Below are 17,740 nucleotides of genomic sequence, written 5' to 3'. Positions count from 1 at the left end.
GGGAAGTCATGGGTTCGTCGGCGCCGCGCGCCATGTGCATCGGCCGCCGTCCGGCGCCCAGGCCTCGAATCTGCGGCTTTACGCCCTCTCGCGGATAGGGCAGTTCCTCTTCCATGGCGGCCCCTCTACCCCCGACCGACGCGCAGCCCCCCGCCCCCGAGGCCGATCCGCCGGAGTCGCTCGACGCGCTCGTACCGAAGCGCAGGCTCTGGCCGGTGTTCGCGGTGCTCGGCCTCGCGCTCGCGGCGGCGGGCGTCCTCGCCTTCCGCTCGCTCACGGCGACCGATCCGCTGCGCATCCTCGTGGCGATCGATCTCGACGGGTACTGGTGGGAGGGCTCGCAGCCGGCGGCGCGGCTCGCCGACGAGCTCAGCGCGCACCTCGCCGAGCTCGGGTTCGATCCGGTGAAGGGCGGCGACCCGGAGGTGATGAAGGCGCTGGAGAGCGCCAGGGACCCGAGGGAGGCCGCGAAGGCGCTCGGCGCCGGCTTCGTCATCGAGGCGCGCCTCGCGCCCGAGATCGTGGAGCACCCGGTCAAGGAGGGTTACTTCGAGCTCCGGGCCGACGCGCCGGTGACGCTCACGTTCCTCGACAAGGGCACGTCGACCGAGGGGCGGATCCGCGGCTACGCCGGGGCGACGAAGAAGGACCGGGCCATGGCCCTGCTCGCGAACTCCATGGCCTCGCAGGCGCTCGACGCGGTGATCGCGCAGCTCATGGACCACCCCTCGGTGCGCGAGATCACGGAGGGATCGGACATCAAGCTGCTGGAGCGGCTCGCGTCGGCGCGGAGGTTCGTGAAGGACCGCGCCGCGAACCTCGACCGGGCCGCCGGCGCGTACGCCGCGCGCGCGAAGGAGGCCGAGGCCGAGGAGCAGGGGCGCGTGACGTTCCTCTCGCACGCCGCGGCGGAGGACCTGCTCGTGGGCACCGCCGAGGGCGGCTACTTCGTGAAGACGGCGGACGTGTCGGTGTTCCACTCGGCGAGGTCCAAGGACCTGGCCCGCAGCGAGGCGCTGGAGACGGTGGAGTGGCGGCCGCTCGATCAGCAGGCGGTCCCGACGGCGGACCCCGGCGCGGTCAAGCCGATGTGGAGGGGCTATCACGTGTACTCGTATCCGTCGTCGCAGCGCGACGGCGACCGGGTCGCGCTTGTGGAGGACTTCTTCGGCTGGGCGAAGACGATCACGATCGTCGACCGATCCGGGCAGGGCAAGCGCGTGCGCGTCGACCCGGAGCACCGCTTCGTCGATCCGAAGCTCGCACCGGGCGGCAGGTTCGTGGCGGTCTACGACCGCCCGGAGGCCGGCGCGCAGGCCGATCTGATGGTGCTCGACGCGGACAGCGGCAAGGAGGTGTTCGGCCTCCACACCGAGAACGAGTCGCTCGGCGGGTTCGCGTGGCTCGACGGGACGAGGCTCATGTTCATCTACGTGCCCGACGCCTCGGAGGACGACGTGCGGCACCTCGCGGTGGTCGACGTGACCAAGCAGCCGCTCTCGATCGAGCGCCCGTTCCGCGCGAAGCCCGGTGAGGACCTGCGCAACCCGGCGGCGTCGAAGGACGGGACGAAGATCGTGTGCGTCGTCGACGGCGACGAGCCGGGGATCGCGGTCATCGACGCGACGACGTGGCGCCGGAAGGTGTACGCCGCCCCGGGCGGGGCGTCGTGGCCCACGTTCTCGCCCGACGCCGCGCGCGTCGCGTTCGAGGCGCGGGGCGCCGGCGGCACGGACATCGCCGTGCTGGCCCTCGCCACGGGCGAGGTGAAGAAGCTGACGGTGGGCTCCGCCCAGGAGCGGACGCCGTGGTTCTCCGAGGACGGCAAGCGCGTGCTGTTCGAGGTGCGGTACCGCGACCCGGTGTTCCCGCAGAAGCGGTCGCTCTCGCGCATCGCGAGCGCGGCGGTCGAGCCGTGAGCGCGCCCCTCCTTTCTCCGCAGGACGGCGCGGGCGAGCCGCCACAGGCCGGCGCCGCCGCTCCGGCAGCAGGCCCCGGCGCGCCTCCACCAGGCGGCGCCGGCGCTCCTTCGCAAGAAGAGAGCGCCGCGACCGCGATGTTCTATCGCATGTCGGCCGAGCGCCTGCGCGCGCGCTGCCTCCTCGGCGGCCTCGCGCTCGCGCTGTCGGCGCTCGTCCCGTACGAGGTCGCTTACGGGCACGGCATCTTCGTGTGGAGCGTGCTCCCCGAGCTCGCGCCCGCAGCGCAGATCGCCGCGCTCGCGCCCGCGATCGCCGGCCTGTGGCTGCTCTTCCTCGGCGCGCGCACGCAGCGCCGCGCGGGCCTGCTCATCGAGCGGCCGACGTCGCGCGCGATCGCCGTGCTCGCCGCGTTCGTGGCCGTGAACGTCGCTGTGTGGCTCGGCCGCCGGAGCTCGGCGTGGGACATGCTGCCGCTTCCGGACAGCCTGATCACGCGGCCGGCCCCGTTCCTCGCCGTCTTCGCGTTCACCGCGGCGGGCGTGGTGCTGCGCTTCCACGCGCGGGCGCGCAGGAGCGGCGGCGCCCTGCTCGTCGCGTCGGTCGCCGCGGCGCTCGTCTTCTACCTGTGGCCGTCCCGCGGCGAGCTCCCCGCGCAGACGATCGCGCGCGCGGCCGTGCTCGTGGCCACGCTGCCCGACGTGCGCTTCCAGCTCGGGTACGGCATGGTCCTGCTCTTCGTGCTCGGGCCGCTCGCGATCGCGCTCCTGGGCCTCGACTACGTGCGCCGCGTGCCCAGGCGCGAGCACCCGGGCCTCGCGATCGCGGCCGTGTGGGCCATGCCCGGCCTCATGCTGCTCTTCGTGTACCGCGCGTTCCTCGCGGGCGGCTGGGGCGTGGAGGCGGCCACGGTCGCGTTCTTCGCGCTCCTGCTCGCCGCGGTCGTGGCGGTGCTCGCCTCCGCCATCGAGGTGCTCGTGCTCGGCGTGACGGTGCCCGACGCCGAGCTGGATCCCGGCCCGCCCGGCATGGCCGGCGCGCGGCCGATCGTGGCGGCCAGCGCCGCCGCGACCGCCGTCGCCGTGCTGCTCGGCGCGTTGCTCGTGCTCGGCCGCCCCGCGCCGAAGGGCGTCGACTGGGCGCTCGGCGCGCCCACGGCCGCGTGGGACAAGGTCTTCGGCGAGCTCTTGCCGAGCTGGGAGCGGGCGCGCATCACGCGCGACGCGCTCGCGCGGGGCGCGCAGGGCACGGGCGCCGAGGCGCAGGTGCTGACCCGGGCGCGCAGCCGCGAGCTGCTCGCGGCCGCGAGGGCGCAGCCCGACGGCGAGGACTTCCCCGCGGCGCTGGCGGCGCTGGCCAGCCAGGTGGACGATCTCGAGCTCTCCGGCCGCGCGTTCGGCCGGCTCGTCGCCGACGTGAACGACGCGGCGCGACGCGCCGGGCTGGCGTATTACCTCGACGCCTCCGTCAACCTCGGCGTCTCGGCCGAGGGGGCCACGCGGCGGTTCTACACCACGCCCTACCGGGTGAAGGAGGTCCGCGCCTTCCGCGTCGGCGACGACCGCTTCGCGACGCTCCTCGTCGAGCCGATGACGCCCGAGCGCCGCGTCCACCTCGGCTTCTCGCGCGACAAGGACCCTTTTGCGCTCGTCATCGGCTCCGAGGTCCGGGCGTACGCCGAGCGCATCGGCCAGGAGGGCGAGACCTGCCACGCGGCCGCGGGCGGCGCGGCCGGCCCTCACGCCGGCGCCCTGTCGCGGTGCGACGCGGCGCTCGCGAGGCTGCGCGAGCATCTCGGCGCGGCGCTGGAGCGGGCCGTGCTCTCCGGCACCGAGCGGCACGAGCTCCAGCACCAGATCGACGGCCCTCACCTGCCCCTCCCGCCCGCGGTGACCGAGCTGCTCGCCGGCTACTCCGACGACGCGCAGGACCGCGTGGGCCGCGAGCTCTCGGCGTACCTGGCCGAGATGACGGCCGGGGACGCGCCGCCGCAGCTCACGCTCGTGCACCTGTTCCCGTTCGGGGTCGTCGCGCGCGGCGGCGCCGAGCACCGGGTCGCCACGCTCCTCCTGGAGACGCTCTCCGGGAAGAAGCTGCGGCTCGGCGCGCGCGAGGTCGATCCGGAGGCGTACGCGCGGGCGTTCGAGGAGCAGGTGAGCCGCGGCGACGACGCGCTGCGCGAGGCCGCGCGGCGGGGATACCGCGAGCACTTCGGGGCGGACCTGCAGGAGCCGGTGCGGGAGTGACCGTCGCGGCGCAGGTCGGGTAGCTCCGGGGGGACCGGGAGCGGTCCCCCCGGGCAGCTCGACGGCGGCGACCTCCGTTGAACGAAGCGGACTGCGCGCCTCAGCGCAGGACGCGCGTCGCCCGGGCCTCGACGAGCGCCGCCCCGCCGGCCCACGGCTCCACCCGGTCTCCCAGCGAGGCCCGCACCTTCGCCACCTCGTCCCTCGTGATGGCAGGCGCGCTGTTCCCCCAGCTCGACCGGACATAGGTGAGCACCAGCGCGATCTCCTCGTCTGACAGCGTCACGCCGAGGTTGGGCATCACGTCGTTGTACATCGCGCCGTTCACCTCCATCGGGCCGGCGGCGCCGAGCAGCGTGAGCCGGATCGGCGTCTCCTTGTCCTCGAGCAGCCATGACGTGCCGACGAGGGGCGGATACCGCCCGGGCTTCCCCTCCCCCCTCGCCTGGTGGCAGCTCGTGCACGAGCGGTAATAGATCTTGCCGCCCTGCGCGAGATCCGCGTCCGTGACGCCGGAGGCCACCTCGCTGCGGACCTGGTTCCGGGCGTCCAGCTTCCGCAGAACCATCCACGGCAACGCGAGCACGCCGAAGGCCACGATCAGCATGATCACCACGACGTGGGCCGTGTTCTGCTCTCCGCTTCGAGCGTCATCGCGCTTGCCGGTTTCACTCACGGGGCATTCCTCCGCCGCAGATGAAGCGCACGCGATCCCTGCCGTCAAGTCCCCATCCGGCGGCCGCCGCTGACGCCCGCGCTGCGCCCCGGAAACGGGGCCCCGATGGAGCTGGGCCCCGCTGGAGCCGCGCATCGAGATCTACGTCGCGCGGGAGCTCGGGACGTACGGTCCCCTCGCGCGCTCCACCCCGCGCACGCCGAGCCGACGCGCGGTCGCTGTCGTTGGTTTATTTTTACATGGAAGCGCACTGTCGGCATCAGGCGCTGTCGGGCGAGCTGCTGCGCAGTTCGCTTCATCGGTCGGCGCGCGCATCTCCCGGTGGCCGGATGAGGCTCACGGGGCGATGCGCTGCGGCATGGATCGGTTGAAACCTCGCTCCCCTGCGCTCCTTTCCTGTGGCACCATGCGCGCATGCTTCATCATGTCGTGAGGAGAGGTTCTGTCGTCGGTGCGCTGCTGTTGGCGTCGGGGTGCAGCTCTGGCGGCGGCGAGGGGCCGCCCGACGTCCAGCCGGGGCCGGACGGGTCGATCCCCGACGCCGGGCCGGACGCGCAGCCGGACGGCCCGGTGGAGCCGGCGTGCGTGGAGTTCGCGATGCCCACCGACGCGGACTGCGCTGCGCCGATCGACGGCGTGCTGCCGGTGGACCTCCGCTGCACAGGCCTCTACGGGGATTTCGACCAGCGCGAGCTCGCGTGCGGCGTGCTCGAGTACAAGCCTGCGGTGGAGCTCTGGAGCGACGCCGCCGAGAAGCGGCGCTTCGTCTCGATCCCGAAGGGCCAGCGGGTGGACGTGAGCAATCCGGACTCCTTCGTGTACCCCGAGGGGACACAGTTCTGGAAGGAGTTCCGCGTGCAGGGCGCGGGCGGCGCGTCGCGCCTCGGCGAGACGCGCCTCCTGCGCAAGACGGCCGCCGGCTGGGTCTACACGAGCTATGTCTGGTCCGAGGACGAGCGGCAGGCGATCCAGATGCAGAACGACTTCGGCGTGCCCGATCTCCACGGCACCGGCCACGCCGTGCCGACGCGCGATCAATGCAAGGAGTGCCACGTCGGGCGCGTCGATTTCGTCCTCGGCTGGGACGCGCTGATGCTCGGCCCGGGCGCCGAGGGGGTCACGCGCGAGTCGCTTGTCGCGCTCGGGGTGATCGAGGACGCGAGCGCGCTCGCGCTGTCGATTCCGGGCGATGACGTGGAGCGCCAGGCGCTCGGCTACCTGCACGCGAACTGCGGCGTGAGCTGCCACAACGATCACCCCGAGGCGGCGGCCCAGGAAACGGGTCTGTACCTCAGGCTCGAAGCGGGCGAGCTTGGCAGCGTGGCCGCGACAGACGCCGTCCGGACGGGCATGAACAAGCGCCCGGCGGAGAACGCGAAGTACGAGGGGTTGACGAACCCCGACCCCGCCAACTGGTACGCCATCCGTCCAGGGGACCCGGCGCGCAGCCTGCTTGTCGCCCGCCAGGAGCTCCGCGACTTCGAGGGGCAGATGCCGCGCATCGGGACCCGCAAGGTCGACGACACCGGCGTGCAGCTGGTCACGAGCTGGATCCTGGGCATGAAGGAGGGGACCGGCTACCCGCCCCCCGGGCCCTGAAGTACTGCGTCGCCCCGATTCGTCCCTGGTTGGGCGGGAGGTCTTCCCGAGCTGCTCGGGCCTACCCTCTTCCGGAACCAGGGACGAACTCGATGCGATCCTGTGGGTCGGCCACGCCGCGAACCAGATTCCAACCTGTGCGTCGGCGGCGCGGCGAGCAGGGTTACGCTCCCAAAGCAAAAATTCATCTCCGCGATATTCGCTCTCGCGGTGAGCCGATCCGTGGGCGATCCGCTACTGCCTGACGGGTGCTTCGCTGGCTCTTGCTCTCGCTGATCCCTCCCCGTCAGCCGGCCGCCACGGGGCGGCGCGTCCCGGTTCGTTGAGGGCAGATCGGCGATGGCACGCCCGCCGGAACACAGCACGTCTCTCGAGATGATTCCCTGATTTTCTCACTGGAGCATGGATCAACCAGAACAGGCTCCGGCACGTCCTGCACAGCAGCAGGGCCCCTCCGGGGGCTGCGCGATAATTTATAATTACAAAATGAATCCTGTTGTTCGATAATGGGACTTCAGCGCGCCCAAGCGGGCGAAGAGTGAGATCGATGTACAGATCCTTGAACCATGAGCAGGCGCGTCCTCTCAGAGGCCTTCGGTCAGCTGTCCCGATCGCGTTGATCGTGGCCAGCGGTTGCACTGGAAACGTGGGCAACGGGGGCGACGGGGGCGATGCGGGCGAGCCTGGCGCAGAGAATCCCACCACGGTGGACCCGCGCGCTTGCGAGGACGGCGCGGTGCACCCCGGGCGAGCGCCGCTGCGGCGGCTGACGCGCTTCGAGTACAACAAGACGGTTCGCGACCTCTTCGGTGACACGACCGAGCCAGCCTTTTCGCTGCCGAGCGAGGATGTCGGAAACGGCTTTGGCAATGACGCCGACGCGCTGTCGGTCTCGAGCTTGCTGGCCGAGCAGCTGAGCACCGTCGCGGAGGGCGTCGCCCGGCGCGCGACCGCCACCCGGGAGGCGCTCGCGAAGCTCGCCCCTTGCGCGGGCGATGTGAGCGCGGAGAGCGAGGAAGCGTGCGCGCGCACCCTCGTCGAGCGGATCGCGCCGCTCGCTTATCGAAGGCCGCTCGCCGCCGGCGAGGCGGACGAGCTCCTCGCGCTGTACAGCGTCGGGCGGATGGATGCGACGTTCGACGCCGGCATCGCGACGGTGATCGAGGCGTTGCTCCAATCGCCGGATTTTCTCTACCGCATCGAATGGGGCACCTCCGACCCGGAGCACCCCGAGCTCCGCCGGCCCACGGGCGACGAGATGGCGACGCGGCTCTCGTACCTGCTCTGGGGCACGATGCCGGACGAGGAGCTACGCATCGCGGCGCGGGCAGGTGAGCTCTCGACGAAGGAAGGCGTGCGCGCGCAAGCCGAGCACATGCTCGAAGACCCTCGGGCTCGGACCACCATCCGGTTCTTCTTCGACAACCTGCTCCCCATCAGCAACCTCGCGGATCTCGAGCGGAACGCGGAGGCGTTCCCGACCTTCTCTCGAGCGATCGGCGCGCTCATGCGTGAGGAGACGCAGCGGTTCCTCGAGCACGAGATCTTCGAGGGGACCGGCACCTGGGCGTCCATCTTGACGGCCCCGTACACGTTCATGAATGGACCTCTCGCGGCGTTTTACGGCGTCTCCGGCGTGACGGGCGACGAGTTTCAACAGGTGCAGCTCGACACGACCCAGCGCCTCGGGCTCCTCACCCAGGCGGGGGTGATGGCCGGGACGACGCACTCGAACACCACGAACCCCGTGGTCCGCGGCTCGTTCGTGCTCCAGAAGCTGATGTGCGAGAAGATCCCGCTCCCCACCGGCGACATCCTGGAGCGGGTGAAGCCGCCGGATCCGTACACCGGCGCGACGGCGCGGGAGCGCTTCAGCCAGCACAGCCAGGATCCGGTCTGCGTGACGTGCCACCAGTACATGGATCCGGTCGGCTTCACGTTCGAGAACTACGACGCTGTCGGGCTGTTCCGCGCGACAGAGAACGACGTCACGATCGACGCGAGCGGCTCGCTCCCGGGCACGCCGGGCACGGTGAGCGGTCCGACCGAGCTGGTGAAGAAGCTCGCCGAGGCCGAACAGGTGCATGGCTGCTTCGCGACGCGCTGGGCCGAGTACGGCTACGGTCTCACCCTGCGCGCCGAGGACGCTTGCACGAAGCAGGCGATATCGACCGCTTTCAAGGCGTCCGGGTACAACGTGAAGCAGCTCCTCATCGAGCTCACACAGACGGATGCTTTCCACTACATCACGGTTGCCCGCTAGGAGTGATGGTCATGCCCAAATTTCGTTTGAGCCGACGTGCCATGCTGCGCGGTGCTGGCGCGATCGCCATCGCGCTCCCCTGGCTGGAGATCATGGGCCCCGAACGCACGGCGCGCGCGCAACCCGCCCCCGCCAAGCGTTTCCTTGCCATCTACACGCCGGGCGGGACCGTGATCGATCGCTGGCGGCCGACCGGCAGCGAGACGAGCTTCACCCTGGGCCCCATCCTGTCGCCGCTCGCGCCGGTGCAGGACCGGCTGCTCGTCGTCGACGGCCTCGACATGAAGAGCGCGCGCGGTGAGCAGCACCAGAGCGGCATCATCGCCTGGCTCACGGGCAGCCCTCAGGAGGGCTCCCCGAACGGCGGTTACGGGAACGGGCCGTCCGTCGATCAGGTGATCGCCTCCCAGATCTCCGCCGGTATCAAGGCGAAGGCGAGCCTCCAGATCGCGGTGCGCTGGGCGACGGGCAAGTCCCACGGCCTGCTGTCGCCGATGAACGCCGCGAACTTCGAGAACGCCGCGCCGTTCAAGCCGATCCCGCCGCGCCTCGATCCGATGGAGATCTTCACCGAGCTCTTCGGCTCGCTGGATCCCAGCGCCGGCAACGAAGCCGCCCGCCGCCTCGCGCGAAAGAGATCGATCCTCGACTTCCTCGACGGGCGCTACTCCGCCCTGTCCGCGCGGCTCGGCGCCGCCGACAGGCAGAAGATCGACCAGCACCTGACGAAGATCCGCGAGATCGAGATGAGCCTCAACAACGTGCCGGTCGAGACGAGCGCGTGCAAGGCGCCGGAGAGGGTCGACACGTCCGACTACAACCCGCGCACAGGGCTCAACTCCGCCATGGACGGCTCGATCAAGGACACCTCGACCGACGCGGCGATCCCCAAGGTCGGTAAGCTCATGATGGACATGCTGGTGATGTCGCTCGCCTGCGACATCACCGCCGTCGGCACGCTGCAGTGGAGCGACACCGAGGCGAAGCACACCTTCCCCTGGCTCAACTTGACCGAGCACCACCATTTCTACCAGCACGACGGCGGCTTCAGGCCGGACGAGTGCGAGCGCATTTGCAACTGGTATTCGAAACAGCACCTCTACCTCCTGCAGGAGATGGAGAAGGTCGACATGGGTGGACACTCGCTCCTTGACGAGAGCGTCGTCTTCTTCGGGTCCGAGCTCTCGGATCCGCCGAGTCACACAAAGACGAACATGCCGTTCCTGCTGGCCGGCGGCGGCGGAGGCCTGCGCACCGGACGCTGGGTCCGGTACCCGAGCCGCCCGCACAACGATCTGCTCGTCTCGATCTTGAATCTGTTCGGCGACGACCGGACAACGTTCGGCGACCCGCGGCACTGCACCGGGCCGCTCACGAACCTGACGTAGCCATCCCGGGGGGCGGGACACCAGCTGCTTCGATAGGAACGAGACGCCGTCCGGCAGCTCCAGCTTCTACACCGGCGCTCACGCCGGATTGGTATGATATGAGAGTATATCTTTTTACGATCCCGGTGATGATGGTCGCTCTTGCCTGCGGCTCCGATGCCGACCCGCCTCCGACAGACCAGGGCACCTCCAGCTCCGCGGGCGCTGGCGGTTCGGGCGGGGGAGCCGAGGCGGGCACCAGCACGAGCGCCTCCAGCAGCGCGAGCTCCGGCGGGGCCGGTGGCAGCGGCGGGGCCGGCGGTAGCGGCGGCGCCGGCGGCGCCGGCGGCAGCGAAGACCCGCGCGCCGCGGCCGCCAGCATCGACGGCTTTCGCTGGGAGATGCCGTGCGATCACGACCCGGGCGACAGCGACGAGTGTTCGACGTCCGCGCAGGTCGACGAGACCAGGACGTTCGGCGGCTCGCCCGACACGACCTATCAAGTGACTGTCCGCCTACGCGGCGTCGTCGAGACGATGAAGTACCGGGGCGGCACGCCCGACGGCATGCACTTTCGCGTGGGCGGCACGCCCGACAACGCGACATACAATATCTACAGTTTCACTGTCTCTGACCCGCCGGAGGTCTATTACCTCAACGACAGCCCCGACGTGGGTCATGACACGTTTATCATCGATCATACGAAGACCATTTCAGTCCGAGGTGGAGCCACCGTGTCTTTCCTCGGCGATGGCCAGAATGGTATACAGATCGCCAACTTCAAGCATCTGGTCGTGAACGACGTCCCCCCGGCGCCCGAGCCTTATGTCGGTCAGTTCATACAGCTCGACGTGCAGTCCGTCGAGATCGCGCAGCCCTGACCGCGCTCCGTGACGCTGGCAGCTGCTCAGGAGGGGCGCAGGCCCCCGCACGGCACCCCCGTCGCGCCAGTGCGCGACGGGGGTGCCGACCGGTCTGGTGATGCTGGACGACCTGGGTGCCTCAGCGGACGTGGATGTCCGGCTTCGGCACCGGGACCATCCCCTCTCCGATGTGGAAGCTCGGGTGCGGCGGCTGGTTGTAGGCGCCGTTCTGCCACGAGATGGCGACGCGGTACTGCGGATCGTGCATCAGGGTGTGGATCCGGTTCTTCGCGACCTGGCTGGTCGTGAAGATACGGATCGAGTTGCCGCAGCGGAAAATCACCTCCTCACGCCAGTCGCCCAGGATATCGGCGCTGAGGGTCGGGCTGCTCTTCGTGCCGTTGTTCGCGGCGCACCCGTCGGCCGTGAAGTTGCCGCCCTCGCCGTCGTGCTGGCGGATGCCGTTGCCGTCGAGGAGCTCCCGGCTGAGATCCGCGTCCCACCAGATGAGGAAATTGGACGACGAGGGGCGGCTCCCGACGTTCTTGCCGTCCGCGCCGCTCAGCAGCTGGCTGCTGTTGACCCACGCCTCGCTGCCGGGGTTGCGCGGGTCGACGTCCGCCGCCACGCCCCGGCCGGGGCCCTCCTCGCCGCCGTTGTCCGGCCCCTTCCAGATCACCTCGCACGTGCGGGCGTCGCGCATGGCGTAGGCGGCCACGTCGGTGCTCTCGTACGGCATGAACACCTCGAGGCCGGGGCGCGACGGGATGTGATCCGTGACGTGCAGCGCGTCGCCGTGAGCATAGTAGTCCACCGTGCAGAGGCCCGTGCCGTCGTGGTCGAACGTGGCGCCGCCGTTGATGATCTCCTGCTGCGGGTCGTCGTCCACGTTCGCGACGCTGATGGAGTGGGCGCCCTTGCCGCCGTACGCCCCGTTGTCGCGGCTCGAGCTGGAGTCGAACGTCCAGTGGTTCGTGAGCTTGCCGTCGCGGTAGTTCCAGGCCGAGAGCGTGGTGCGCGCGTAGTAGCCGCGACCGAACACCGCGCTCGGGCGGCCTGTGTCGTCGAGGAACGCGATCGTGCCGACAAAGCGGTCGACGCGGTTACCGTAACACTCGTTGTTGCCCCAGCTGCACGGGTCGCTGCGCCCCACCTGGAACTCGGTCGTGGCGAGCTCGGCGCCTGTCTCTCCGGAGAACACGGTGAGATACTCCGGGCCGGTCAGGATGTAGCCGTCGCCATTGCGGTAATCCCTTGAATCGTCGTCGCTCGCCGCGGGCCCGAGGCTCAGCGGCTCGCCCCTCCCGTCGAGCGTCCCGGGCGCGGTCTTGACGGCCACCTCGGCCTTCCCGTCGCCGTCGAGATCGTAGACGAGGAACGGCGAGTAGTGCGCCCCGGCGCGGATGTTCACGCCGAGATCGATGCGCCAGAGCCGCTCGCCGTCGAGCGTGTAGGCGTCCAGGTAGGTCTTGCCGGTGCGGCCAGCCTTCGAGTTGTCCTGGAGGTTCGACGGATCCCACTTGACGATGATCTCGTATCGCCCGTCGCCGTCCAGGTCCCCCACGCTGCCGTCGCCGCTCGAGTACGTATATCCGTCCCCGGCAGGCGGCGCCATCGTCGGGATGGAGAGGTATCCATCCTTCCACACGGACGCGGCCTCCGACTCGCCTTGCTCGACGCCGCCGACGACCGGACGCACCGTGTAGACCGAGCTCGGAGAGCCGCCGCGGTCGACGAAGTTGGTGGAGTCCGCGATCGGCGCGTCGTTGACCTTGGTGCCATCCCGGTAGACGTTGAAGGCGATGTCGTCGGGATCGTAGCCGAAGAGGCGAAAGCCCACGTAGATGCCGCCATCCGTGGGAACGGCCACGACGCCGCGGTCGAGATCCTCCATCTGCGCGAACCCCGTCGGCGCGGGCGCGCCCCCGCCGCCTCCTGTGCCGGGGCCTGCGCCCGCGCCGCCGCTGCCCGACGCAGCGCCGCCTCCGGACGCCGTGCCGGTCGCGCCGCCTCCGGACGCCGTGCCGGTCGCGCCGCCTCCGGACGCCGTGCCGGTCGCGCCGCCGCCGCCGCCCGTGCCCGGTTCGCCGCCACCGGCGCCGCCCGCGCCGGTATCGCCCGACCCGCATGCCACGAGCCCGGCAGCGAGCGAGAAACAGATCAAGAGAACAGGGCGCCTCATAAGTGACCTCGCGTTGCCGCCCCTCCTCCGGTCGGCGGTTCGCCTCCAGGCCGTGAGCGGCATGATGATTTGGTTGCTGGCCTAGGTTGTGACATCAGCGCAAACTCAATCACCTCGAACGCTCAGGTCATGCGTTTTCTCGGTGGGCTGGAAATTTGAACATCCATCGCGAGAACGCGGCTGTGCTCCGAGCAACACCGCGGGGCCAATTGGCATGCCAGCGAAGTTTTATGGTGAGCCGTATCAATCTGGGGTACGCAAGAAGGCCTGACATGCAGCCGTCGCGCACGCCGCACCGCGCCATCACCAGGACGCTCAGCGCAACGGCAATGGCGGGCGGACGCGCGGCGCCCCGCTGCCTGGCCGCGGTCGCGTCGCTCGGGCTCGCGGCCTGCGAGCAGGGGCCGATCGACGCCGTCGAGCTGACGCCGACGACGTTGACCCAGGGCATGGTCGCCTACTGGACGTTCGACGAGGGCGAAGGGACGGTCGTGACCGATCGGTCCGGCAACCGGCGCGACGGCAAGCTCACCGGCGGTACGTGGGTGGAGGACGGCCGCTTTGGGCAGGCGCTGCACTTCGATGAGGGCGAGTTCATGACGGTGGGCGACTTCCCGAACGCCACCTCGAGCTGGACCGTCTCGGCGTGGGTTCGCGTGCTGACCGACGAGCCCCCTGCCGACGACACCCTGAGGACCGTGATCAGCACGGAGAACACCGGCGGATGGGAGCTCAACGTCGACTACGACGGCGAGGCGCGGGGCATCCACTTCGGGTTCTGGAAGGGGCCCGAGATCAGCGACTACCACCACATCCTGTGTTCCTGCCTGGAGCTCCAGCGGTGGACGCACGCCGCCGGGGTCGTCGACGGCGAGGGGCTCTCCATGAGCCTCTACATCGATGGGCGCCTCCACCGCACCGAGCCCATCGAGAGGACGATCTCGCCCGGCCCTACCAGCCTCTACGTCGGTCGATGGCCGCAGGAGGGTCGGCTCCTCGTCGGGGACGTCGACGACATCGCGATCTACAGCCGAGCGCTCGTTCCGGCGGAGATCGCCGAGCTCTCCCAGCACGCCGTCCCGGCGGAGGTCGAGGCGGACATCGCGACGGGCACCCCCTACACCCTGGTCGGCGTCCAGAGCGGGCGCTGCGTGGACGTCGACGCCGCCGTATCCACGGCCGACGACCTCGTCCTGCATCTCTGGGATTGCAACGGCGGCACCAACCAGCAGTTCCGCTTCGAGGCGGTGGACGGCGGGTATTACCGGATCCGCAACGTCAGCAGCGACAAGTGCCTCGACGTCCGCGGCGGGTCGACCGCCGACGGCGCCGCCATCGTCCAGTACACCTGCCACGGCAACCCCAACCAGCAATGGTCCGTCACCGGTCTCAGCGGCGGCGCCGTCCGCATCACATCGCGCCTCAGCGGCAAGGTCATCGACGCTTACGGCTCCCCGCCCGCCGACGGCACCGCCCTCCTCCAGAGGCCTTCCAGCGGCGGCACCAGCCAGCAATTCAGGCTGAACCCGGTCGGAGCCGACACCGGCACGGGCGCCACAAGCGGCCCGGAACCGTGACGCCCGGCGCCTCTCCGCGGGCGTGGGACCTGCTCGGCTGCATCGACCGCCTGCACGCGCAGCGGCGGGCGGCGCGGGCGACAACGCCCTGGAAGATCTCCCGCCGGGCGCGCGGCGCGACGCCGCTCGTCCTCCGATCACAGCCACCCCACGAGGCTGAGGCTGCCGAGCAGCGCCGGGCGCGCGCCGCGCGCCGCCTCGGTCTCGACGAAGCGGACCACCGGATACGGGTGCGCGACGAGCGCGTGCGCCTCGACGACGACGTCGATCCGCCTCACGATCCCGAACTCGACGCCGGCGCCGGCGTCCGCGGCGAACGCCCACTGCGCGCGGTGGACCCCCCGGTACGGCCACGATGCCTCGCCGTCGACGGCGACGTGGAGCGCCCCGAGGCCCACCGAGAACCTCGGGCGTAAGCGCAGCTCGGGCCACGGGAGCGCCGCGAGCTCGACGAGCCCGAACCGCTGCTGCACGGTCGCGCTGCCCTGCGGCCCAGCGACGCGCGGCGCCGTCCCGAGCCCGGCGAGCGAGAGGCGCCCCTCGATCGGACCGAGCGGCGCGACGCGCAGGCGCGCGATGAGGAGCAGCGCCGGGCCGATGCCGCCCGGGCTCGCGAGGAGCCCGCCCCCCAGCTCGGCCCCCCACATCGATCGGCGCGGCGGGTCGAGCGACCGCTCTGCCCGTCGAGACACCTCCCGGCTCACCTCGCTCGGAGGCGATGCGGCAGCGGGCGCCGCGGAGCGCCGCGAGGACATCAGGAGCTCGAGCAGGCTCGCGCGGAGCAGCTCGACGGCGCGCACCGCGAGCACCTCGACGATATGCTCCCGCGCCTCGCCGCGCGTGTCGATCCGCCGCACGAGCGTCTCGTTCGTCCGCGGGTCGACCACCCAGAGCTCGGCGGCCTGACCATCCGGCGCCAGGAACAGCCCGATCAGGGCCGCGGAGCCGGCCTGCTGCCCGGCGTCGTCCATCGTCGGCCGGGGGGCGGAGGCCGACTGCGCATCGAGGAGCACCACGTCGAATCCATCGGCGACGAGCTCCCCGCGGATGCGGATCAGCGCCTCGGAGATCGACGGATCGGCGGCGCCGGGCCGCACGAGGACCACACGCGCAGGCTCCCCCGACGCCGCGGGGCTCGCCGCGCAGAGGAGGAGGAGCGTGAGGGCCCCGGCCAGCGCCTGCGCCCGCGCGAACCTCACGGCGTCCGAGCGAGGGCCCGCGCTGCCTGCGTGTAGGTTCCGCCCGGGAACCGGCGCAGGTACGCCCGCGCGACGGTCTCGGCCTGCGCGTCGCCGTGGAGCCGCTGCACGATCACCATCTTGCGCCCGAGCGCTTCGGAGGCGTACGCCCCCTGCGGAGCCTCCTTGAGATAGGTCTCGAACCAGGCGAGCGCCGCGGCGCCTCCCTCCTGGGTCTCCGCGAGCCGGCCGAGCAAGAACGCCGCCTCCTTGCCCCGTTGCGTCGCCGGAAAGCGCCGGCGCTGGGCGAGGAGCGCCCGCCGCGCGATGTCGTTCCGCCGCGTGTAACGCGCCGCGTCCGCGAGGGCCGAGAGCTCCTCGTTGCTGCTCTGCGCGAGCGAGGCGTCGAGCCCGCGGCGCTGCGCCTCGTCGACGATGACGTCGAGCTTCCCGGCCGCGAGCTTCCCGGCCCAGTCGCGCCTCGGCTCGGCCGCGGGCGCCGCAGCGGGCGTCCCGGGCGGGTCCGGAACCGGCGCTGCGCTGGGCTCCTCGGCGGGGTCGAACGACGACGGGGCCGGCGCCGGCGACGCCGCGGCGCCCTGCTGAAGATCGAGATCGCGCAGGAGCACCTCTCCCGTGCGCTGCCGCAGGGTCAGCCATTGCCCGGCGCGCACCGCGATCGGCTCGCCGGACAGCGGCCCGCTGACGACGACGGCGCCATTCTCGAGCCGCAGATCGAGGCGCTCGTCCTCCGGCGCCCAGGAGAGCGCGAAGGCCGTCCCGGTCACGGTCACGAGGAACGGCCCCGCATCGAACAGCCACTGCGCCTCCGACCGATGGACCACGCGCGCGTGGACCTCTCCCCGGTCGAGGGCGACCCTGGCGCCCTGCTCGTTCACCGACACGATGTGCGCGCGCGCCATCTCGGCGAGCTGAACCTCGGTGCCGTCGGAGAACCGGACCTTCGGACGGCTCGATGTGTCCGCCTGGACGGAGCCGTCCTGCTGCACGGCGCCGCCCTCCACCTCGTAGGAGAGCCGATCGGAGAGCCGATCGGAGCGCGTTCCTCGCTGCCACCCGTTGACGCCGAGCAGGACCGCGGCGGCCACGGCGAGCGCGAGCGCTCCGACCCGGAGGGGCGACAGCCGGAAGCCCGGGCGCCTCGCCGTCCGCTCCGTCAGGCGGAGCAGCCCCTGGACACGCTGCTGGGGAGACATCATGCCGAGCGACAGGCGAGCGAGCTCGACCGCGCGCGCGGCCGTCGGGCTGAGCGCCGGGTCCTTCTCGTCGTCAAGCGTCATCCCGCGCCTCCCCTCTCATGCAGTAAGCGGCGAGGGACATGTCCTTCTCGACCTGGGACGACACGCGCTCCGTTGCCCGACTGAGCCTGCGCTTCACGGTGGCCAGCGAACTCCCGGTGGCCTCCGCGATCTCCGGCAGGCTCATCCCCTCCATGTGGCGGAGCACGAATGCGGTCCGGTCGTCTGCGCTCAGCGTGTCGAGGATCGCATAGAGGCGGCCCAGCGCCTCGCGCGCCTCGCTGTCCGCCGGCTCGACCGCCTGCTCCGGGAGCTCGGCCGTGTCCGCGAGCTGGAGGATGCGCCTCACGCGCCTGCGGCGGAGCTCCCACTTCAGGAGTCGAACGGTCACCGAGAACACGAAGCTCCCCAGCGCATCGGGGTCTCTCAGCCCCGATACTCTGGAGAACACGCGAACAAAGACCTCCTGGGTGACGTCCTCTGCGTCGGCGCCGGGCCCGAGCACGCGCGCGACGATCCGGAACACCTTGGGCGCATGCGCGTTCCACACCGCGGCTGCCGCCCACGGCTCTCCTGCCATGAGCGCGCGCACCACGTCACTTTCATCAGTA

12 protein-coding genes are annotated in these 17,740 nt (G+C 71.0%); 7 read left to right on the top strand and 5 right to left on the bottom strand.

The features are described 5' to 3' along the window. Positions 1-113 precede the first annotated feature (113 nt). Together WME75_RS15715 and WME75_RS15710 are read left to right on the top strand one after the other, a co-directional pair. Complete coding sequence (locus tag WME75_RS15715; RefSeq protein WP_437491456.1) at positions 114-1,919, top strand: hypothetical protein; 1,806 nt, start codon at positions 114-116, stop codon at positions 1,917-1,919. After that, complete coding sequence (locus tag WME75_RS15710) at positions 1,916-4,165, top strand: hypothetical protein (protein ID WP_437491453.1); 2,250 nt, start codon at positions 1,916-1,918, stop codon at positions 4,163-4,165. The genes WME75_RS15715 and WME75_RS15710 overlap by 4 nt, the downstream gene beginning before the upstream one ends. A 100-nt stretch (positions 4,166-4,265) precedes the next feature. Here the strand turns inward: WME75_RS15710 and WME75_RS15705 are convergent, their stop codons facing one another. Beyond that, a complete protein-coding gene (locus WME75_RS15705) occupies positions 4,266-4,841 on the bottom strand; it encodes a c-type cytochrome (RefSeq protein ID WP_437491450.1) in 576 nt (191 codons plus the stop codon). Between the two features lie 429 nt (positions 4,842-5,270). On the opposite strand from WME75_RS15705, the gene WME75_RS15700 reads away from it, so the two are divergent. The 4 genes from WME75_RS15700 to WME75_RS15685 all read left to right on the top strand — a co-directional run bounded on the left by WME75_RS15700 (position 5,271) and on the right by WME75_RS15685 (position 10,951). Then, positions 5,271-6,440, top strand: coding sequence for a hypothetical protein (locus tag WME75_RS15700; protein WP_437491447.1), 1,170 nt, complete (start codon positions 5,271-5,273; stop codon positions 6,438-6,440). A gap of 706 nt (positions 6,441-7,146) precedes the next feature. Then, positions 7,147-8,703, top strand: a complete 1,557-nt coding sequence (locus WME75_RS15695; RefSeq protein ID WP_437475778.1) for a DUF1592 domain-containing protein — start codon at positions 7,147-7,149, stop codon at positions 8,701-8,703. 41 nt (positions 8,704-8,744) lie between these two features. After that, the gene (locus WME75_RS15690; RefSeq protein ID WP_437494831.1) at positions 8,745-10,091 is read left to right on the top strand and encodes a DUF1552 domain-containing protein; all 1,347 of its coding nucleotides are present in this window, start codon (positions 8,745-8,747) and stop codon (positions 10,089-10,091) included. 98 nt (positions 10,092-10,189) lie between these two features. After that, a complete protein-coding gene (locus WME75_RS15685; protein WP_437491444.1) occupies positions 10,190-10,951 on the top strand; it encodes a hypothetical protein in 762 nt (253 codons plus the stop codon). A 121-nt stretch (positions 10,952-11,072) separates the two neighbouring features. Here the strand turns inward: WME75_RS15685 and WME75_RS15680 are convergent, their stop codons facing one another. Next, complete coding sequence (locus WME75_RS15680) at positions 11,073-13,115, bottom strand: rhamnogalacturonan lyase (protein WP_437491442.1); 2,043 nt, start codon at positions 13,113-13,115, stop codon at positions 11,073-11,075. Positions 13,116-13,387: 272 nt separating this feature from the next. On the opposite strand from WME75_RS15680, the gene WME75_RS15675 reads away from it, so the two are divergent. After that, positions 13,388-14,692: an RICIN domain-containing protein gene (locus tag WME75_RS15675; RefSeq protein ID WP_437491440.1), complete on the top strand. Its 1,305-nt coding sequence runs from the start codon at positions 13,388-13,390 to the stop codon at positions 14,690-14,692. Positions 14,693-14,829: 137 nt separating this feature from the next. Here the strand turns inward: WME75_RS15675 and WME75_RS15670 are convergent, their stop codons facing one another. From WME75_RS15670 to WME75_RS15660, 3 genes are read right to left on the bottom strand one after another with little or no spacing between them, the layout of a single operon-like run. Beyond that, entirely contained in the window at positions 14,830-15,891 is a 1,062-nt protein-coding gene (locus WME75_RS15670) for a hypothetical protein (protein WP_437491437.1), read from the bottom strand. Continuing rightward, positions 15,888-17,171, bottom strand: a complete 1,284-nt coding sequence (locus WME75_RS15665; RefSeq protein ID WP_437491434.1) for a FecR domain-containing protein — start codon at positions 17,169-17,171, stop codon at positions 15,888-15,890. Before WME75_RS15665 ends, WME75_RS15670 begins: the two co-directional genes overlap by 4 nt. Beyond that, positions 17,161-17,724 carry an RNA polymerase sigma factor gene (locus WME75_RS15660; RefSeq protein WP_437491432.1) on the bottom strand — a complete coding sequence of 188 codons (564 nt, stop codon included), beginning with the start codon at positions 17,722-17,724 and terminating at the stop codon, positions 17,161-17,163. Before WME75_RS15660 ends, WME75_RS15665 begins: the two co-directional genes overlap by 11 nt. Positions 17,725-17,740: the final 16 nt, after the last annotated feature.

The organism is Sorangium sp. So ce1014 (genome assembly GCF_051521505.1).
Taxonomy (GTDB): Bacteria; Myxococcota_A; Polyangia; order Polyangiales; family Polyangiaceae; genus Sorangium.
This window is presented reverse-complemented; position numbering and strand designations above follow the sequence as displayed.

Coding starts and splice junctions, on each gene's coding strand:
- WME75_RS15715 (WP_437491456.1), top strand. CDS start 114: ATGGCGGCCCCTCTACCCCCGACCGACGCGCAGCCCCCCGCCCCCGAG.
- WME75_RS15690 (WP_437494831.1), top strand. CDS start 8,745: ATGCTGCGCGGTGCTGGCGCGATCGCCATCGCGCTCCCCTGGCTGGAG.
- WME75_RS15685 (WP_437491444.1), top strand. CDS start 10,190: ATGAGAGTATATCTTTTTACGATCCCGGTGATGATGGTCGCTCTTGCC.
- WME75_RS15680 (WP_437491442.1), bottom strand. CDS start 13,115: ATGAGGCGCCCTGTTCTCTTGATCTGTTTCTCGCTCGCTGCCGGGCTC.
- WME75_RS15675 (WP_437491440.1), top strand. CDS start 13,388: ATGCAGCCGTCGCGCACGCCGCACCGCGCCATCACCAGGACGCTCAGC.
- WME75_RS15665 (WP_437491434.1), bottom strand. CDS start 17,171: ATGACGCTTGACGACGAGAAGGACCCGGCGCTCAGCCCGACGGCCGCG.